The organism is Aeromonas sp. 602658 (assembly GCF_049173005.1).
In the GTDB taxonomy this organism is placed as follows: domain Bacteria; phylum Pseudomonadota; class Gammaproteobacteria; order Enterobacterales; family Aeromonadaceae; genus Aeromonas; species Aeromonas veronii_A.
Genome location: NZ_JAAKRF010000010.1, coordinates 42,801 through 61,552, shown reverse-complemented (window position 1 = coordinate 61,552; position 18,752 = coordinate 42,801). Strand labels below are relative to the sequence as shown.

At 59.2% G+C, this 18,752-nt stretch carries 18 protein-coding genes; 12 read left to right on the top strand and 6 right to left on the bottom strand.

What is annotated here, in order from left to right:
* The first annotated feature begins 355 nt into the window (after window positions 1-355).
* Window positions 356-1,723 (top strand): UDP-glucose dehydrogenase family protein, encoded by a 1,368-nt coding sequence (locus G5253_RS09975; protein WP_266135215.1) that lies wholly within the window; start codon window positions 356-358, stop codon window positions 1,721-1,723.
* 121 nt (window positions 1,724-1,844) lie between these two features.
* Complete coding sequence (locus tag G5253_RS09970; protein ID WP_266135214.1) at window positions 1,845-3,392, top strand: ArnT family glycosyltransferase; 1,548 nt, start codon at window positions 1,845-1,847, stop codon at window positions 3,390-3,392.
* A 290-nt stretch (window positions 3,393-3,682) separates the two neighbouring features.
* Here G5253_RS09970 and G5253_RS09965 read toward each other — a convergent pair whose 3' ends face one another.
* Window positions 3,683-4,438: an outer membrane protein assembly factor BamD gene (locus G5253_RS09965; protein WP_058056274.1), complete on the bottom strand. Its 756-nt coding sequence runs from the start codon at window positions 4,436-4,438 to the stop codon at window positions 3,683-3,685.
* A gap of 117 nt (window positions 4,439-4,555) precedes the next feature.
* Between G5253_RS09965 and rluD the strand changes: the two genes are divergently transcribed.
* From rluD to clpB, 3 genes are all read left to right on the top strand, one after another.
* On the top strand, window positions 4,556-5,536 hold the full coding sequence (gene rluD, locus G5253_RS09960) for a 23S rRNA pseudouridine(1911/1915/1917) synthase RluD (RefSeq protein ID WP_005339771.1): 981 nt from the start codon (window positions 4,556-4,558) through the stop codon (window positions 5,534-5,536).
* Between the two features lie 112 nt (window positions 5,537-5,648).
* Window positions 5,649-6,386: a peptidoglycan editing factor PgeF gene (gene pgeF, locus G5253_RS09955; RefSeq protein WP_158113522.1), complete on the top strand. Its 738-nt coding sequence runs from the start codon at window positions 5,649-5,651 to the stop codon at window positions 6,384-6,386.
* A gap of 202 nt (window positions 6,387-6,588) precedes the next feature.
* The gene (gene clpB / locus G5253_RS09950) at window positions 6,589-9,162 is read left to right on the top strand and encodes an ATP-dependent chaperone ClpB (protein WP_266135213.1); all 2,574 of its coding nucleotides are present in this window, start codon (window positions 6,589-6,591) and stop codon (window positions 9,160-9,162) included.
* 299 nt (window positions 9,163-9,461) lie between these two features.
* Here the strand turns inward: clpB and asnA are convergent, their stop codons facing one another.
* The gene (gene asnA, locus G5253_RS09945; RefSeq protein ID WP_266135212.1) at window positions 9,462-10,454 is read right to left on the bottom strand and encodes an aspartate--ammonia ligase; all 993 of its coding nucleotides are present in this window, start codon (window positions 10,452-10,454) and stop codon (window positions 9,462-9,464) included.
* 154 nt (window positions 10,455-10,608) lie between these two features.
* Between asnA and asnC the strand changes: the two genes are divergently transcribed.
* Window positions 10,609-11,070 (top strand): transcriptional regulator AsnC, encoded by a 462-nt coding sequence (gene asnC / locus G5253_RS09940; RefSeq protein ID WP_005339783.1) that lies wholly within the window; start codon window positions 10,609-10,611, stop codon window positions 11,068-11,070.
* A gap of 63 nt (window positions 11,071-11,133) precedes the next feature.
* Here asnC and G5253_RS09935 read toward each other — a convergent pair whose 3' ends face one another.
* Window positions 11,134-11,898: a substrate-binding periplasmic protein gene (locus G5253_RS09935; protein ID WP_266135211.1), complete on the bottom strand. Its 765-nt coding sequence runs from the start codon at window positions 11,896-11,898 to the stop codon at window positions 11,134-11,136.
* 87 nt (window positions 11,899-11,985) lie between these two features.
* Here G5253_RS09935 and G5253_RS09930 point away from each other — a divergent pair, with 87 nt between their 5' ends.
* The gene (locus G5253_RS09930; RefSeq protein ID WP_266135210.1) at window positions 11,986-12,522 is read left to right on the top strand and encodes a DUF2301 domain-containing membrane protein; all 537 of its coding nucleotides are present in this window, start codon (window positions 11,986-11,988) and stop codon (window positions 12,520-12,522) included.
* Here the strand turns inward: G5253_RS09930 and G5253_RS09925 are convergent.
* Window positions 12,519-12,923, bottom strand: a complete 405-nt coding sequence (locus tag G5253_RS09925; protein ID WP_266135209.1) for a CBS domain-containing protein — start codon at window positions 12,921-12,923, stop codon at window positions 12,519-12,521. The genes G5253_RS09930 and G5253_RS09925 overlap by 4 nt on opposite strands.
* Window positions 12,924-13,085: 162 nt before the next feature.
* Between G5253_RS09925 and G5253_RS09920 the strand changes: the two genes are divergently transcribed.
* Window positions 13,086-13,790, top strand: a complete 705-nt coding sequence (locus G5253_RS09920) for an SDR family oxidoreductase (protein WP_266135208.1) — start codon at window positions 13,086-13,088, stop codon at window positions 13,788-13,790.
* Here the strand turns inward: G5253_RS09920 and G5253_RS09915 are convergent.
* Window positions 13,716-14,291 (bottom strand): 2-amino-4-hydroxy-6-hydroxymethyldihydropteridine diphosphokinase, encoded by a 576-nt coding sequence (locus G5253_RS09915; RefSeq protein ID WP_266135207.1) that lies wholly within the window; start codon window positions 14,289-14,291, stop codon window positions 13,716-13,718. The genes G5253_RS09920 and G5253_RS09915 overlap by 75 nt on opposite strands.
* 124 nt (window positions 14,292-14,415) lie before the next feature.
* Between G5253_RS09915 and G5253_RS09910 the strand changes: the two genes are divergently transcribed.
* The 4 genes from G5253_RS09910 (at window position 14,416) to G5253_RS09895 (ending at window position 17,813) form a co-directional block, all read left to right on the top strand.
* On the top strand, window positions 14,416-14,508 hold the full coding sequence (locus G5253_RS09910) for a YnhF family membrane protein (RefSeq protein WP_216952243.1): 93 nt from the start codon (window positions 14,416-14,418) through the stop codon (window positions 14,506-14,508).
* 103 nt (window positions 14,509-14,611) lie between these two features.
* Window positions 14,612-16,021, top strand: coding sequence for a sensor histidine kinase (locus tag G5253_RS09905; RefSeq protein ID WP_216954464.1), 1,410 nt, complete (start codon window positions 14,612-14,614; stop codon window positions 16,019-16,021).
* Complete coding sequence (locus tag G5253_RS09900) at window positions 16,018-16,536, top strand: hypothetical protein (protein ID WP_266135206.1); 519 nt, start codon at window positions 16,018-16,020, stop codon at window positions 16,534-16,536. Before G5253_RS09905 ends, G5253_RS09900 begins: the two co-directional genes overlap by 4 nt.
* Window positions 16,533-17,813, top strand: coding sequence for a sigma 54-interacting transcriptional regulator (locus G5253_RS09895; protein WP_266135205.1), 1,281 nt, complete (start codon window positions 16,533-16,535; stop codon window positions 17,811-17,813). The genes G5253_RS09900 and G5253_RS09895 overlap by 4 nt, the downstream gene beginning before the upstream one ends.
* A gap of 128 nt (window positions 17,814-17,941) precedes the next feature.
* On the opposite strand, the gene G5253_RS09890 is transcribed toward G5253_RS09895, so the two are convergent.
* A complete protein-coding gene (locus G5253_RS09890) occupies window positions 17,942-18,424 on the bottom strand; it encodes a DUF1097 domain-containing protein (protein ID WP_005339809.1) in 483 nt (160 codons plus the stop codon).
* Between the last annotated feature and the right edge of the window lie 328 nt (window positions 18,425-18,752).

Here is an 18,752-nt window from a genome sequence, read left to right as displayed (position 1 = left end):
CTGCATTGCTGATTTTCACTGGAAATATGCTTGGGGAAAGTGTCGAGATTGCTCTATATATTTTGAAAGTAGCTGAATAACGAGTTTTTATTCAAGCGCACAGCAACACTTGGTAACAATTACTGCCATTTTGATGGCGTGGCTTAATATGGAAATATCTCGTAACAAAAAATCGCTTGGCTTTATTTTAGGTTGGTGTTTAGCCACTTTTTTGACTGTCGCCATCTAAATCATCTGCTATTGCTCAACAGGTTGGGTGTCATTCAGAATTGACATTGCTTGTTACAAATTGCCCGTAGTGCAATTGAGTAAAGGATGTAAAGTTTCCATCATTACGCATTATGGAAAAATCGTTATGAATATCACAGTGTTTGGCAGTGGCTATGTCGGACTGGTACAGGCAATTGTATTGGCAGATGTAGGGCACCAGGTTGTTTGTATCGATCTCGATGCAGATAAAATAAATAGATTATCCCATGGCGAATTACCAATATATGAGCCGGGACTGGATGTGTTATTACACCAGACATTGCAAAATGGCTCGCTGACATTCACCACGGATATTCCCATGGCGGTTACCCATGGTGACGTGCAATTTATCGCCGTCGGTACGCCCCCTGATGAGGATGGTTCGGCCGATCTGAGCGCCGTCAGGGCGGTGGCGAGATCGATTGCCCAGCATCGTGCAGATGAGGTGATCATCATCAACAAATCCACCGTGCCGGTTGGTACGGCAGACAAGGTGTTTTACTGGGTCAGGGAGCAGCAGGCCGAACTTGGCAAGCAGTTTGAATTCGATGTGGTCTCCAATCCGGAATTTCTGAAAGAGGGGGCGGCCGTCAGGGATTGCCAGCGCCCGGATCGCATCGTTATCGGCACCGGCAAGGAGCGTTCCAGAGCCGTGATGCGCGAGTTGTATGAGCCATTTAATCGCAATCACGACCGCATTCTGTTTATGGATGTTCGCAGTGCCGAGCTGACCAAGTACGCCGCCAACTGCATGCTGGCCACCAAGATCAGCTTTATCAACGAGATGGCCGGGCTGGCCGAGCGGGTCGGTGCCGATATCGAGCTGGTGCGGCAGGGGATTGGTGCCGACCAGCGCATCGGCTACCAGTTTATCTATCCCGGTTGTGGTTATGGCGGATCCTGTTTCCCCAAGGATGTGAGGGCATTTCTGGCGACTGCAGCGGCCCTCGACTACGACACGCCGCTTATTCGTGCGGTGGAGCGGGTCAACGAGCGGCAGAAGTTCAAGCTCTTCGACACCCTGGCCTGCCACTTTCACGAGCGAGGCGAGTCGCTGGCGGGCAAGACCATCGCCATCTGGGGACTCGCCTTCAAGCCCAATACGGATGACATGCGCGAAGCGCCGAGCCGGGTGTTGATGGAGGCGCTCTGGCAGGAGGGGGCCCGGGTGCAGGCCTTCGATCCGGTGGCGATGAAGGAGGCACAGCGTATCTATGGTTGCCAGCCCGAGCTGTCGCTGATGGGGACCAGGGAGGCAGCGCTGGCGGGGGCGGATGCGTTGGTCATCTGTACCGAGTGGAACGAGTTCAAGGCGCCCGATTTTGCCCAGATCAGGAAGATGCTGGCGCACCCCCTCATCGTCGATGGTCGCAATCTCTACGATCCGCTCAAGATGAAGGGGCTGGGCTTTTCCTACTATGCCATCGGGCGTGGGGAGACCATTACAGAAGGTATGAGCCATGCAGAGTGCTGATATTTCGGAGCGCACGCTCTGCTGGATGTTGCTGCTGGTTACGCTGGTGCTGCTGTTTGGCCAGTTTGACCATCAGCTCTGGACCCCTGACGAGCCGCGTGAGGCAGCCATTGCACTCGAGATGTACCGCAATGGCGATTGGGTGGTACCGACCCTTGGCGGGCACAGCTTTATCGAGAAGCCGCCGCTCTTCTATATGGCCGCTCTGCCGTTTCTTGATGGGTTTGAATCCTGGCTGGGGGTGACCAATAGCCTGCGGTTGGCGGGCGTGGTCTGGGCGGCGGGTATGCTGCTCTTTACCGGCCTGCTGGCCTATCGCCTGCTTGGCAATAGATCGGCCGCGATCTGGTCGGTGATCGCACTGGGCACCATGGAAGGATTTATCATCAACACGCACTGGATTAGAACGGACAGTGTGCTTGCCTTCTTTGTCATATTTACCCTTTGGGCATTTTCAGAATATTACCTTGTAAGCCGTCGGTGGATGGCGATACTGGCCGGAATAGGGTTGGCGGGCTGTTTTATGGCAAAAGGTCCTATTGGGCCAATGACAGTTTTTTTTGGCTGGTTCCCGCTATTCTTCTTCGCTGCAAGATGTGCCGCCATCGACAAAAAACTGCCAGGATTTATCTGGCAGCATCTGCTGATGCTGCTCTGTTTTATATTGCCAGTGGCAGCGTGGATTCGTGAATTAATTAATCATGTCGATGGCGATGCTTTATGGAATGAGTGGTTCTGGCAGAATCAGGTAGGCCGCCTGACAGGCACCTCGACCGAACTCGGCCATATCAAGAAAGGGGCATATCTTTATTATTTATGGGGGATGGCTGAATATACCATCCCCTGGTTGCCATTCATTTTCTATTGGGGTTGGCAAACCATCAAACAGCGACGCTGGAGTCGTGAGAGGTTATTTCTGTTGTGCTGGGCAGTGGGCACCCTTTTGCTGTTAACCCTCTCATCCACCAAGCGCACCCTCTATCTTTTTCCGTTGTTGCCGGTATTTGCCATCATGCTGGGTCAGGTCAGCCTGAACTGGCCGGGATGGACGGCTCGCTATGGTCGGGGATGGCTCTGTTTCATGCTGCTGTTCTGTGTCGTGGTCATAGGGCTACCTTTGCTGGGCCCTTCACTACCGGTGGCCAGTCATGTTCCGGCAGACGTGCTACAGGTCGCCAGCAAGCTGTGGTGGCGTTATATCCCCGCCAGTATGCTCTTCGTGATTGCGCTGGCGCTGTTGTTGCGGCGCAAGGAGGTGCATGGCGCTACTCATGTTGCCAGCTCGGTGGCCATCATGTTTCTGCTCACCTTTACACTGGTTTACCCCTTGATCGATGCCGCCAAGGGAGTATCGGGAAAGATGGCCCGGTTGCTTGAGGGAATACCGCTCGAGAAGCGGGATCGCATCGCCGGCTGGCAATTGGGGGAGACGGAGCTTGGTCTGCTCTCTGCCTATGAGCAGATGCAGGTAATGAATCTGGACAGGGAGAAAGTGAGGGATGTGGTTGCCTGTCGTGATGCCCGGTTTGATGCCGTGTTGGTCAATGGTACGGCCGGGGAGAGGGTCAAGCTGATGGAGGGGATTCCCTATCAGTTGCTGGCCCAGACCGCTCTGCGCTCGGACAAAGAGCAACAGTTGACTCTGGTGACAGGAGTACTGTGCCATTGAGCCATCTGTTCCCATTCAGGGGCATTGGACGAGGCAATATGGCCGTGTGGTGACGGTTCCGCTCTTCCCGGCCTGGCGTCGGGCTGACAGCGGGTTTGCAACCCTTGGTGATAAGCGAACTTCACGATGCGGCCATCTCGCAGGTGGCTAATGAATGGGATAGATGGGGTGTGAGGGGCCGCGACCGCTATGGGTTGCAGGAACTTCACCCAGCCGGATTGGTGGATTGCAAAGATAAAAAAACCGATGCCTTGGCATCGGTTTTTTTATTACCGGTTTATCCGTATCACTCAGCCACGGCCGAGGCGGTTCTCCGGGTAGTTCTTGGCCAGTACTTCGCGGGCATGCTTGGCCAGCTGCGGCATCTTCAGAGAGTCGTAAGACTCGACCATGATCTCCAGTGCCTTCTCGGTTTCGGCTGTGTCGGGGTAGGTTTCGACAATCAGCTTGGCCCGGTTGGCGGCCGCGACCAGTGCATCACGCTTCACGTAATACTCGGCCACGCTCAGGTCATATCGGGCCAGACGATTCTTCAGGCCAATCATGCGAGCGCGGGCATCGGCGGCATAGACGCTGTTGGGGTAGTTTTGCAGCAGGGTCTTGAAATCCTGGAATGCCTGACGGGCATAAGCCGGGTCTTTGTCGTCACGACCGATACCGAACAGGCTCTGGAAGAAGTTGTAATCCGCCGCCATGTTGGTCAGGCCGCGCATATAGAAGACGTAATCGATATTTTTATGCGCCGGATTGAGGCGGATAAAACGGTCGATATTGGCGATCGCCTGAGCGGTATCATCCTGCTTGTAGTAGGCATAGATGAGGTCAAGCTGCACCTGGTTGGAGTAGGCGCCGAACGGGTAGCGAGAGTCTAAAGCCTCCAGCAATTCAGTGGCTTGCACGTAATTGCCAACGTCCAGTTTGAGGCGTGCTTTCTGGTACAGGGTCTCCGGCGGTTCGTCGGGTACCTTGGGTTTGGTGCTGGAACAGCCTGTGATCAAGGTAGCGACCAAGGCGAGCGACATCAGCAGGTGAGACTTCTTTCCCATCAACAACATCCGGTCCATTTCCACGAAATTGGCAAAGTATCCGTTATGCTTGGCTAAAAGAAAAGCTAGAATACCCGGATTATTTCGAATTGATACCCCCCGCTCAAGAGACCATACATGAGCCAGCATATTGAACTGACAGGCGAATTCCAGGATCACCAATTCGGGCAGCGACTCGACCAGGCCCTGGCCGAATTGTTTCCAGACTACTCCCGCACCCGCATCAAGGAGTGGATTTTACAGGACAGAGTGACCCTGGACGGTCAGGTTGCCAACACCCCGCGCGAGAAGATTCTGGCCGGGCAGCAGGTGCATGTGAATGTCGAGCTGGAAGATGATACTCGCTGGGATGCCCAGGATATCGAGCTCAACATCGTTTATGAAGATGAACACATTCTGGTGATCGACAAACCGGCCGGTCTGGTGGTTCACCCGGGCGCAGGTACGCCGGATGGCACCATCCTCAACGCCCTGCTGCACCGCTACCCCGGCATTGCCGAGGTGCCCCGCGCCGGTATCGTGCACCGTCTGGATAAAGACACCACAGGTTTGATGGTGGTTGCCAAAACCGTACCCGCCCAGACCCATCTGGTGGAAGCGTTGCAGGCGCGCCAGATCACCCGTGAGTACGAAGCGATCGCCATCGGTCACATGACCGCAGGTGGCACCGTCGATGCGCCCATAGGCCGTCACCCGACCCAGCGTACTCATATGGCCGTGGTGCCCAATGGCCGTCCTTCCGTGACTCACTACCGGGTTCACGAGAAGTTCCGTGGCCACACCCGTCTGCGTCTGCGTCTGGAGACCGGCCGTACCCACCAGATCCGTGTCCACATGGCCCACATCAAGCACCCGCTGGTGGGTGATCCCGCTTACGGTGGCCGTCTGCGCCCGCTGCGCAACGCGACCCCCGAGCTGACCCAGGCACTGCGCAACTTCAACCGTCAGGCGCTGCATGCCACCATGTTGCAACTGGCTCACCCCATCACGGGTGAAGTGATGCAGTGGCACTCAGCTACACCGCAAGACATGGTGGAGCTGATGGAAGTGCTGCGCGCGGATACTCTCGCCAATCCGGATGATTTAGTCTGGAACTGATGCGATAGGGCCTGCTGCGTCGGTTTCTGGCGTCATCCGGCCCGAATAGATGCCAATCGGGGTTCCCTTGCAGGAGCCCCGTTTTTATATCGGTGAATTGAAGGAGTCACAGATGAAATGGATCGAACCCGACTGGCCAGCCCCGGCGTGTGTCAGGGCGTTGTCGACCACCCGGGATGGCGGCGTCAGTGAAGGGGTCTTTGCCGGTCTCAATCTGGGCGCCCACGTGGGTGACGAACCGGCGCGAGTCGAGGCCAATCGCGCCCGCTTGCAGCAGGCGGCCGCCATCCCGGGGCCCCTTAACTGGCTCAATCAGGTGCACGGCACCGTGGTTCATCAGGTCAACAGCCATTATCAGCAGGCACCGGATGCTGATGCCGCCTGCGCCCATGAGGCGGATCAGGCCTGCATCGTGATGACTGCTGACTGTCTGCCGGTGCTGTTCTGCGATCGGGCCGGTACCGTGGTGGCCGCCGCCCATGCTGGCTGGCGTGGACTGAAAGAGGGCGTGCTGGAGGCGAGTATCGCCGCCATGGGTTGCGAGCCGGGCGAGATCCTAGCCTGGATGGGCCCGGCCATTGGCCCCACTGCATTTGAAGTGGGGGGAGAGGTGCGCGAGGCCTTTATGGCTGAGCAGGCTGAAGCAGAAGCGGCGTTCGTCCCTTCGTTCAACGACGGCAAATGGTTGGCGGATATCTACCAGCTGGCGCGGTTGCGCCTCGCCCGTGCCGGCGTTACCGCCGTCTATGGCGGCGAATACTGCACCTTCAGCGATAGCGAGCAGTTTTACTCCTATCGTCGCAACGGCCAGACCGGCCGGATGGCCTCCATCATCTGGTTGGCCCGCTAAGCAATCACCCGCCAAGTAATAGCCCGTCTCTCTCAAGAACAGATCCGTATGAGAGAGGCGGGGATCCTGCCCTCTCCCCGCCTTGCAGAAAAAATAACCAGTCCATGCCCTTGAAATAGCCCGTACGGGCCTCATCTTTCATCTCAGAAAGTTAAGTTGTTTGCCGCGCAAGCGGCGTCTGCCTGTTTGAAGGGGGAGTGCAATGCGCCTCGATCGCCTTACCAGCAAATTCCAGATTGCTATTTCCGATGCCCAGTCTCTTGCGCTGGGTCGTGACCACCAATTCATCGAACCCGTTCACCTGATGACCGCACTGGTCAATCAGGATGGCGGCTCCATCCGTCCGTTGCTCACCCTGACCGGGATGGATATCAACGCCCTGCGCTCCCGCCTTGGCGAGGAGCTGGATCGCCAGCCGCGCGTGAGCGGCGTAGAAGGGGACGTGCAGCTCTCCAACGGCCTCGGCCGTCTGCTCAACGTCTGCGACAAACTGGCCCAGCAGCGCAAGGATCAGTTCATCTCCTCCGAGCTGTTCGTGCTGGCGGCCCTCGACGACAAGGGAACGCTGGGTGAGCTGCTGCGCGCCCAGGGGCTGACCAAGGAGAAACTGGAAGCGGCCATCGACAAGGTGCGTGGCGGCAAGAAGGTGGAAGATGCCAACGCCGAGGAGAACCGTCAGGCGCTGGAGAAGTACACCATCGATCTGACCGAGCGGGCCGAAATCGGCAAGCTCGACCCGGTGATCGGCCGTGATGACGAGATCCGCCGTACCATTCAGGTGCTGCAACGCCGCACCAAGAACAACCCCGTGCTGATCGGTGCTCCCGGTGTCGGCAAGACCGCCATCGTGGAGGGGCTGGCCCAGCGCATCATCAACGGCGAAGTGCCGGAAGGTCTCAAGAACAAGCGGGTGCTGTCGCTGGACATGGGGGCGCTGGTGGCCGGTGCCAAGTATCGCGGTGAGTTCGAGGAGCGGCTCAAGGCCGTACTGACCGATCTCGCCAAGGAGGAGGGCAACGTCATCCTCTTTATCGACGAGCTGCACACCATGGTCGGTGCCGGCAAGGGCGAAGGGGCGATGGACGCGGGCAACATGCTGAAACCTGCGCTGGCCCGCGGCGACCTGCACTGCGTCGGCGCCACCACCCTGGATGAGTACCGTCAGTACATCGAAAAAGATGCCGCGCTGGAGCGCCGTTTCCAGAAGGTGCTGGTGGAAGAGCCGAGCGTGGAGGACACCATCGCCATCCTGCGCGGCCTGAAAGAGCGTTACGAGCTGCACCACCATGTGCAGATCACCGACCCCGCGATTGTGGCGGCGGCCCAGCTGTCGCACCGCTACATTGCGGATCGCCAGTTGCCTGACAAAGCTATCGATCTGATTGACGAGGCGGCAGCCAGCATCCGGTTGCAGATCGACTCCAAGCCGGAGGCGCTCGATCGCCTCGAGCGGCGCATCATCCAGCTCAAGCTGGAGCAGCAGGCGCTGATGAAGGAGGACGACGACGCCAGCCGCAAACGGCTGGAGCTGATCAATCAGGAGATTGGCGAGAAGGATCGGGAATACAACGAGCTGGACGAGGTATGGAAGGCCGAGAAGGCCGCCCTTGCCGGCACCCAGCATATCAAGGCTGCGCTGGAGCAGGCCCGTCAGGATCTCGATGTGGCGCGCCGCGCAGGCGACCTGGGTCGGATGTCCGAGCTGCAATATGGCCGCATTCCGGAGCTGGAGAAACAGCTGGATCTCGCCACTCAGGCCGAGATGCAGGAGACCAGTCTGCTGCGCAACCGCGTCACCGACGTGGAGATTGCAGACGTCTTGGCCCGCTGGACCGGTATTCCGGTCGCCCGCATGTTGGAAGGGGAGCGCGACAAGCTGCTGCGGATGGAAGATCAGCTGCACAGCCGGGTGATTGGTCAGGAGGAGGCGGTCGATGCGGTCTCCAACGCCATTCGTCGCTCTCGTGCCGGTCTCTCCGATCCGAATCGCCCCATCGGCTCCTTCCTGTTCCTGGGGCCCACCGGGGTGGGCAAGACCGAGCTGTGCAAGGCGCTGGCGGAGTTCCTGTTCGATACCCAGGATGCCATGGTGCGGATCGATATGTCCGAGTTTATGGAGAAACACAGCGTGGCCCGTCTGGTGGGGGCGCCTCCCGGATACGTGGGTTATGAAGAGGGTGGTTATCTGACCGAGGCTGTGCGCCGTCGTCCCTACTCGGTGATCCTGCTGGACGAGGTGGAGAAGGCGCATCCGGATGTGTTCAACATCCTGTTGCAGGTGCTTGATGATGGCCGCCTGACCGATGGTCAGGGTCGGACCGTCGATTTCCGCAACTCGGTGGTGATCATGACCTCCAACCTCGGGTCGGATCTGATTCAGGAGCACCACTCCGAGAAGGATTACGACGAGATGAAGGCCATGCTGATGGATGTGCTGACCCGCAGTTTCCGGCCGGAGTTTATCAACCGGATCGACGAGACCGTGGTGTTCCATCCGCTCGGCGAGGATCACATCAAGTCCATCGCCCGCATCCAGCTCAAGAGCCTGATGGGCCGACTGGAGGCTCAGGGCTACGAGGTGAAGGTGAGCGAAGCGCTGCTCGAGAAGCTGGTGCATGCCGGGTTCGACCCCGTCTACGGGGCGCGGCCCCTCAAGCGGGCGATCCAGCAAAAGGTGGAGAACCCGCTGGCACAGGCCCTGCTCTCCGGTCGCATCGTGCCGGGCAAAAAGCTGGTGCTGGGGGCCGACAGCAACGGTCTGACCATGACCCAGTAACCGATCTCGTGTCGATGTTTGCAACGCCAGCCTTCGGGCTGGCGTTGTCATATCTGGTGGCGGGGATTCGGGCGCAAAAAAACGGCAATCCGAAGATTGCCGGGAGGAATGTAGTGACGCGACCTGACGTGGGTTGAGCGGGTCGCAGGGGCAAGCCCCGGTTTCGCCGTGGGTCATCAGGGATGACCACGCGACTTACAGCATGTTCGGACTGCGCTCGTTCAGTCCGCACCGCCACACACCTTCAGGGCTGACCCGCGAGCCACTGCGCGCAGGCCAGACCGATGAAATCAACGCGTTTACAGCATGCCCGGGATGGCGGCTTTCATCTCGGTTGGCCAGACGCCGACTTGAACCTGACCAATATGCTCTTTTTGCAGCAGCAGCATGGCCAGACGGGATTGGCCGATGCCGCCGCCGATGGTCTGCGGCATCCGTGCGGCCAGCAGATCCTGATGCCAGTCATACTGCAGGCGATCCTCGTCGCCGGTGATGGCAAGCTGGCGGCGCAGAGCCTCGGCATCGACCCGGATCCCCATGGAGGAGATCTCGAAGCTGTCTTGCAGCACCGGGTTCCACACCAGAATGTCACCGTTCAGGCCTGCCAGACCCAGCTCGCTGTGGCTGCTCCAGTCGTCATAGTCCGGGGCACGCACATCGTGGCGCTCGCCGTGGGAGAGGGCACCGCCGATGCCGATCAGGAACACGGCGCCCAGCTCTTTGGCGATGGCACGCTCGCGCCCCTTGGCATCGAGGTCCGGGTAACGGGCCAGCAGCTCTTCGCTGTGCAGGAACTGGATCTCGGCCGGCAGGAAGGGGGTCAGCTCATGTTCGGCGCAGACTGCGCGCTCGGTGGCCTTGATGGCGGCCCAGATGCCGCGCACGGTTTCCTGCAGATAGGCCAGATCACGGCGCTCGCTCGGCATCACCTTCTCCCAGTCCCACTGATCCACGTAGACGGAGTGGATGGGGGTGAGCTTGTCTTCATCCGGACGCAGCGCCTTCATGTGGGTGTAGATCCCTTCGCCCGGGCCGAACCCGAAGCGACCGAGAGTCTGACGCTTCCATTTGGCCAGTGAATGAACCACTTCGTAGCTGTGCTCCGGCAGGGTTTTCACTTTGACCTGCACTGCATTCTCGTGGCCAGAGAGGTTGTCCTGAGTGCCATCACCGACCCGGCTCAGAATGGGGGCTTGCACCTCCATCAGACCCAGCTGCTGGGCGAGTTGGCGGGAGAACATCTCTTTGACGAAGCTGATCTGCTGTTGGCTGCGAATGTAGTGCTGTTTCATGCTGAATTCCTGTTTCAAACCCCGTTGGATGTGGTGATTCTTCAACGGATCGCTAACTAAATTCAATATTCGATAATAGAAATAGGCTTTATGTATTTTTTTCTTCAAAATAAGCCGTTATTTAATGAGGTATCGTCAACGGGAGTGCAAAAAAATGCCGGAAAATTACCGGATCGATAATCTCGATCAGGCCATCCTCACCGCTCTGATGGAAAATGCGCGAATCCCTTACGCCGAACTTGCGAAACAACTGGCGGTCAGCCCGGGCACCATCCATGTGCGGGTGGAGAAGATGAAACAGGCGGGGATCATCGAGGGGACACGGGTGCAGGTTAACCCCAAGAAGCTGGGTTACGACGTCTGCTGCTTTATCGGGATCAATCTGAAGAGTGCCAAGGATTACCCCTCGGCACTGGCCAAGCTGCAGGCGCTGGACGAGGTGGTGGAGGCCTACTACACCACGGGCCACTACAGCATCTTCATGAAGGTGATGACCCGCTCCATCGACGAGCTGCAGATAGTGCTGATCAACAAGATCCAGACCATCGACGAGATCCAGTCCACTGAAACCCTGATTTCGCTGCAGAATCCGATCCTGCGGGACGTGAAGCCTTGAGGTGGGTTGTATAAGGGGTAGGGTGTAGAGATCCATCTCCCGTGCGAAACCCTGACCCCTTGATCAGGGTTCGATATAGGGGATGGCGTACTTGTCGTAGAGGGCCTTGAGGCTGCCGTTTCGCTTCATGCGCAGCAGTTCGGCATCGTAGGCCGCCATCAGGGCGGGGGTCTGTGCATCCGCTCGTGCGCGGGCCCAGGTGTTGAAGTAGGGGCTGCTCTTGAGCGGTTTGGGCAGGTAATCGATCTTTCCCGTCAGCCCCTCTTCCTTGATCTGGGTGAAGGCGGTGACCAGCGGCATCGGCACGGTATCGATCCGTCCGGCCAGCAGTTTGCGCAGTTGCAGCTGGTTCATGGTGATCTCCTGAAACTGATAGGCCGGGTCGGTCATGGCCGCTGCCAGTTCAGGGGTGTAGGAGAAATCCTTGGTCATGCCGATGCGCCAGGGTTTGAGGTCGGCCAGCGTTTCGTAGCGGATCTTCATCAGGTCCGCCTTGCGCACGAAGAAGTGCCAGCTGTGGCGGATATGGGCCTGCTGCGGGTAGATGAGATAACTCTCCCGCTCCGCCTTGTAGGAGTGGGTCATCACCAGGTCGCAGGCGCCGGTTTCGGCATTGCGGGTGAGGCGGGCGCCGGAGTCGGCCAGCTCGATCCGAAAGGGCGTCTCCAGCTTGTCGAAGATGGCGGTGACGATGTCGATATCGAGTCCGCGGGGTTTCTGATCGGCATCGAGATACTTGAGCGGGGGCTCCATGGTGCCGCAGATCACCAGCTCTTTGGCGGGCAATCCGAGTGGAAACAGCAACCAAAACAGGGAGATCACACGCAAACTACGTCTCCTGAGCCCGTTTGAAGATATTCCAAGACCTGATTCCAGTATATTGGATGGCACCTGATCCGTTAGGAGCGACTGTTTATGGCAAATCCTGAAATCGAGAGCCTGCTGGACGGGATCGACAAGTTGACCGTCTCGCTCTACCGCCTTGGCTTGAGTGCGGCTGCCCTGTTGCTGCTTTGCCGCGGTGCGGCGCTGCTGAGCGGGATGGCATTGCTCCCGTCGGCACAATGGTTGATGTCGCTGGCAGTGGCAAGCGCAATCTGCGGCTTCTCGCTGCATATCTACGACAAGCGGATTCGCATGACTCTGCAGGGATTTGGTTGGGGCGCACTGGCCTTGGCCGCGGTGGGGGCACCGGATGCGCTGGTGCTGGGGGCTGCGTTGGCGACCCTCTCCGGGCTGGCGTTCAAGGAGCAGTTTTGTTTCGCCATTCCCGGCATCAAGCTGGTGCCCGTATTGCTGCCGGCGTTATGGTTGCTGGAGTGGTTGCGGGTGGAGTGGGCCGCCGCACTGGTGGCGCTGGTCTGCGGGGCCCTGTTGACCTTGCTGGCGCTGGCCAAGTGGCGGATGCCCCTGCACTTCGATATCGGTGACAAGGGGCGTTACCAGATTTAGGTCTGCTGGCACACCTTCATCTGCTGGTTGAGGGCCTGCATCACCTGACGGCGGCTGATGATGCCGATCACCTTGCCCTGTTGCAGCACCGGGTAGATCTTGGGCTTGGCATCGGCCATCTGGCGAGCCAGATCCAGAATGCTCTCATCCGGCCCGACCGAGAGGGGCGAGCGGTTCATCAGATCCTCCACCCGGGTGCGGGTATCGCAGTGGTAGCTGCCGGTGAGCTGGCTGGGGATGCAATCTTGTTCGGAAAGAAAGCCGATCAGCCGTTTCTGCTCATCCAGCACTGGCAGGCCGCCAAGACCCGATTGATGCAGGCGATCCAGCGCCTCGGCCAGGCCGAGTCCGGCAGTGAGGGTGTGGGTCAGGCGACCCATGTGGTGGTGTACTTTCAGCATGGTGGTGACTCCGCAAGAGGGGGATGCCGCCACTATGACGCGGGCGGGTAGCTCGCGACCAATGGCTTGTGCCGCAGGGATTGATAGGCACCAGCCATCGGCGGTGATCCGCTGGCAGGCGGGCTTCGTTCATGCAAGACCATGAAAGGGAAAGGAGATCGTATGCGTGCATTGGTTACGGGCTGCGGCCGTCGACTCGGATTTTATCTCTGTGAACAGCTGGTGGCAGCGGGTTGGCAGGTGACGGGCAGTTATCGCAGAGAGCGGCCGGAGCTGGCCACGTTGGCTGCATTGGGGGTCGAACTGGTGCCGGCGGATTTTGGCCGGGAAGATGACGTTGGCAAGCTGATCGATGTGCTGGCTGCCCATCAGGATCTGGCGCTAGTGATCCACAACGCTTCGGCCTTCGAGCCGCAGGCAACTGATCCGGCGGCGCAACTGGCCCAGTTCGAGCAGTTCTACCGGGTGCACATGGCGGCCCCCTTCCAGCTAAACCGGGCGCTGGCCCCCCGACTGGCCAGCAATCCCAACGCCAGCATCATTCACATCACCGATATCTATATCCATGCCCCGGCCCCCCGTTTTGCCAGCTATGTGGCCACCAAGGCAGGGGCCCATTCGCTGGCCATGAGCTTTGCCCGGGAGCTGGCGCCAGCGGTTCGGGTCAACACCATAGAGCCGGGCCCCATTCTGTTTCTCGACGAGCATGACGAGGCGTGGCGCCAGCAGGTGTTGGCGAAAACGCCGCTGGCGCGGGAGGGGGGACTGGAGCCCATCTGGCAGGCGGTGCAGTTACTGATGGGGAACAGTTATATGACGGGGGCCAGCATCAAGGTAGATGGCGGGCGCGCGCTGGCCACTCTCTGAAGATTTGCCAAGCACCAGCGGCTCCAGCCCGACCTGCCGGGTCAGCAAGCCCTTGCCGGGTTTGAGCTTGCCCGACGGGGCAGGGAGTGTCACTTGCAGCGCCACCTTGGGGTCATGCACCTCGCCATGGCCATAGAGCTCGGCCAGCAGCTCCGCCAGATAGGAATCGACCTCTGCCGAGGCAAAGTCACCGCTCCTGTTGCTGGCCAGAATATCGATGTCGAGCGGCCGATCGTGCACCTTGCAGAGCGGATCGCTGCGATCCCGACCGTGAGCTACCTCGAGGGCGACAAAGTGCTGCTTGAGGCGGGCGGCATCGAGCGGGCTCTCCACCACCAGCAGACAGTTGAGAAAGTCGTGGCTGGAGTGCATTCCCACCGGCTTGGTGCGGATCACCGAACTCAGCCGCAGGGGGCCGACGTTCGCAAACAGCTCAGCCAGCGCGCGGCTGACATGAATATGCGGGTCAATATTGGAACCAATGCTACACAGATAGAACATGCTCACCTTCCCTAGGTTGGGCTCATCTGAAATGTATACGCAGCTCACGGTTATCGGATTAACTATGGCTTAACATTGTCTTATCTATTGTGATCCGGCACTGATTCGCAGAAAGGAGGTTTGCATGAGTGTGGAGCTGAAATGGGCGCTGTTGACCGCTTCGGGTGCGCTGGCGCTGATCATGATTATCTGTCTGGCCTCTGTCGCGTTGGCGTGAATCACCACAATCCAGATAATACAAACCGGCCTGTTGGCCGGTTTTGTTTTTTGGGGCGGTGCGGCTATGCTGGCGCACCGGTGAGAATGCAAGAGAAGAGATGATGACCAAGGTTCGCCCACGCTCCCTGCTGCAGGTAGTATTGATGGGATTTGTGCTGGTGTTGATGCCGCTGGGCGGCATGATCTGGCACAACAGCACCTCCCTTGCCCACCTCAGTCAGCTCACCAGCGACGAGATGGAGCGGGCGGTCAAGGATACCCGCCGCGCCACCCTGCTGACGGCGCAAGCCATCGATATCGAACGCACCTTGCGCCGCTTCGCGGTGCTGGGGGATCGCCGCAGCCTCACCAGCTACCAGCAGCAACTCGACGGGTATCGGGTGTTGCTGGCAGAACATCGCAGCTCTATCTCCGACGGTCAGCTCTACAGGGGGCTCGATCAGGGGCTGGCTTGGCTCGACAGCTTGCAGGATGCCGCGCTGGCCCAGGCTGCGGTGGCGGGGGACAAGCTAGAGCTGTTTAACGATGCCAACAAGCAGCTTGAGATGGTCACCCGCAGCCGGGTTGACGAACACATGGATCGGGTGCGACTCACCATCGCCGGACTGACCAGGGAGCTCTGGTGGGTGAGCGGCGCTGTAGCGGCGCTCAGCCTGCTGATGGTCTTTATCTTCACCTACCTGATCATCCACCCGGTACGACAGATTGAGTCGCGCATCTTGAGCCTGGGGGCGGGGGTCGAGCCGGATCCAAGGCCGGTAGATGGCCCCGCCGAGCTGGTGTTGCTGGGGGAGCGGATCCTCTGGCTTTACGACAAGCTCAAGGAGCTGGAGCAGCAAAAGTACCAGTTTCTGCGTCATGTTTCCCACGAGCTCAAGACCCCGCTAGCGGTGCTGCGGGAGGGGTCGGATCTGCTCTGCGAGCAGCTGGTCGGGCCGTTGACGCCGGATCAGCTGGAGATCTGCCAGATGCTGGACGAGAGCAGTCGCCGTTTGCAAACCCTGATCGAGCGGTTGCTCGACTTCAATCGACTCACCCAGCAGGAGGCATTTGAGCTGGAATCTGTCCCCCTACTGCCCATGCTGTCAGAACTCACCATCGAGTACCGGTTGGCATTGGAGTCCAAGCAGATCCGTGTACACTTGCCGACCGGGCCGGTTACCCTGTGGGCGGAGCCCTACCGGTTGAGACTGATCCTCGATAACCTCTTCTCCAACGCTGTCAGTTACGGCGCCAGCGGGGGCAATATCTGGATCAGGGCAGGGCAGGATGAACAGACAAGCTGGCTGGAGGTAGCCAACGAGGGGCCAGAGATCCCCGCTGCCGATCAGCAACGTATTTTTGAACCCTTCGAACAAGGCAGTACAGTGCGACAAGGTGTATTGAAAGGCTCTGGTATGGGCCTCTCTATCGCACGGGAGTCTGCCCATAGTCTCGGAGGTGAGTTGGTTCTGGTGAAAGATGAACAGGCGGATGTCTGCTTCAGGTTGACGTTGAAAAGAGAACTATGAAGATACAGCGCGTATTTCCAGCTCTGATGGCAGGGCTGCTCGCGGGTTGCGCCCTGCTGCCACAGCACGAACAGCAGAACTCCACCGATATCGCTTTTGCCAAGCGGATGGAGTTTGCCAACAAGGAGATGCAGGTACGTCTGCAATACTCCGACTGGTTGCTGGCCAGTCACCCCCAGCAGCGGATGCAGGAGCGTCAACGCCTGAAAGGGGCGGATGATCTGGAGAGCCGGGTCAGTCTGGCGATGGTGGATTCCCACCCGGCCGAATCGGTGGCCAATCGTACCGCCGGGCTGGCGCGCCTGAAGCAGATGCTGCCCGAGCTGGGTCTCGATGCGCAGGCATTTTTGCGCAGCTGGATCGCCCTCGGCGAACAGCTGCTGGCTCGCGACAGCCGACGCGATGATCAGAGTCAGGAGATCCAGCGGTTGCGTCGCCAGATCGAACAGCTGACCGCCATCGATGACCAGCTCAACCAGCGCAAGCTCAACGAGCATCGTGAGGTAATACCATGAGCCGGATCTTGCTGGTGGATGATGACGTCAGTCTGCTCAAGCTGATGAGCATGCGGCTGCGCAGTCAGGGTTATGAGGTGGATACTGCCGACAGTGCGGAAGGGGCCCTCGACCGGCTGCGCCAGCAGCGGGCCGATCTGGTGCTGAGCGATCTGCGGATGGGGGGCATGGACGGTCTGGCGCTGTTCGAGCGGATCCAGGCCCAGTGGCTGGGGCTGCCGGTGATCATCATGACCGCCCACGGCACCATCCCGGATGCCATTCAGGCGACCCGCTCCGGCGTCTTCAGCTTTTTGACCAAGCCCATTGACAAGGATGAGCTGCTGGCCACCATAGAGCATGCTCTCAGCCTGACCCGGCCGAAACAGCAGCAGGAGTGGCAGTCACTGATCCTGACCCGCAATCCCCAGTTGGAACAGTTACTGATCCAGGCTCACAGCATCGCCACCATGGAGGTGCCGGTACTGATCATGGGGCCGTCAGGCTCCGGCAAGGGGGCGATGGCGCAGGCGCTGCACCAGGCCAGCCAGCGCCGCGACAAGCCGCTCCATACCATCAACTGCGCCGCCATTCCGTGGGCGTCACTCGACTTGCAGCTGTTTGGTGAAGATGGCCAATCCGGTCTGTTCGAGCAGGCCAAGGGGGCGACCCTGTTTCTCGACGAAATTGGCAGCCTGTCGGAATCCTTGCAGGCCAAGCTGCTGCAGGTGATGGAGGAGTATGGCCAGGGCACGCCGGAGGTGCGTGTGCTCAGCTCCAGCCATCAGGATCTGGTCAAGGCGATGGAGGAGGGACGCTTTCGGGAAGATCTCTTCTATCGTCTCAACGTCGCCAATATCACCTTACCGTCTCTCTGTGCCCGCAGTGAAGACATTCCGCTGCTGGCCAGACAGGCGCTGGATGATTATCGCTGCCGCCACAGCGACTGCGCCGCGATGGGCTTCTCGCCGGAGGCGCTGGCGATGTTGGCCGCCGCTGCCTGGCCCGGTAACGTGCGTCAGCTCTGCAATCTGGTGGAGCAACTCGCCAGCCTCTGTTGCAGCCCGGTGATCGGGGTCTCCATGGTGGAGTCCGCCCTGAGCGGCGGCGGTGGTGGCATCCCTTCCTTCAACGAGGCTCGTGCCGAATTCGAGAAGGAGTATCTGATCCGGCTGCTGCGCACTACCGAAGGCAACGTGACTCTGGCGGCCAACCTGGCGGGCAGAAACCGTACCGATTTTTACAAGTTATTGAATCGGCACGGTATCGAAGCAGCAAACTTCAAATCGAAGGGATAAATCAGGCGGGATCAACCACAGCCGGAGCGGCATCGGCTTTTTGGGTTTTATGGGAGAGCCAGAGGCCGCTCGCCTTCATCGGGTAGCTGAATTCAAGGGTGCGCCGATGATCTGGCGAGTGAATGAAATCAGGCGGGATCAACTACTGCCGGAGCGGCATCGGCTTTCTGGGTTTTATGGGAGAGCCAGAGGCCGCTCGCCTTCATCAGATAGCCGAACAAGGCGCCAATGATGAGGGAGGGCAGGATCAGCCGCCACTCACCAGCCGCCCCGAAGGTGGCACAGCAACCGGCAAAGGTGCCGGGAATGTAGCCGAGCCACTGCTGCTTGGCCTGTACGCACATCAGGGTTGCGACCACCCCCGTCATCACGTAACCCGCCACGCCCGCCCCCCACAGACTGTCGCCATGGATCAGCAGCAGTGCCCACAGCATGCCGCTGGTGTTGCAGAAGATGGTCTGCAGCAGCGCCTTGTAGCCACCGCTTGACGCGAAGTAGCTGGTACAGCCGAGAAAGCCGACCCAGGAGATAAGGCCGAACGCGACGGCAATCCAGCCCCAGACGGCGGAGAGAATTCCAGTGGTGATGGCGATGGCGATCAGTGGGCTCATGGGGCGACTCTTCAGTTGGCTTCGCATAATGGGCAGCCTACCCCCGGCAATCGGGGCGGCAAGCGGGGGCAGAATTGTGTGTGATCTTCATCACCCTTTTCAACTCAGGAATACGCTTGCGCTCGCGAAAAAATTCATTGGTGACCGGCCTGACAGTCGGCCATAGTTAGAGGCCCTGTCCTGCTCATGGAGTGAGTCTGATGGCGCCAAATGTGATCGTTCCCCTGCTGGTGTTCGTAGTCCTGTTTCTGGTCGGCACCATGGCCAAGGCACTGCCCCTGCACCACATGATGTAAATTTGTGTGAAATAAAAATCTGCCGGGGCGGG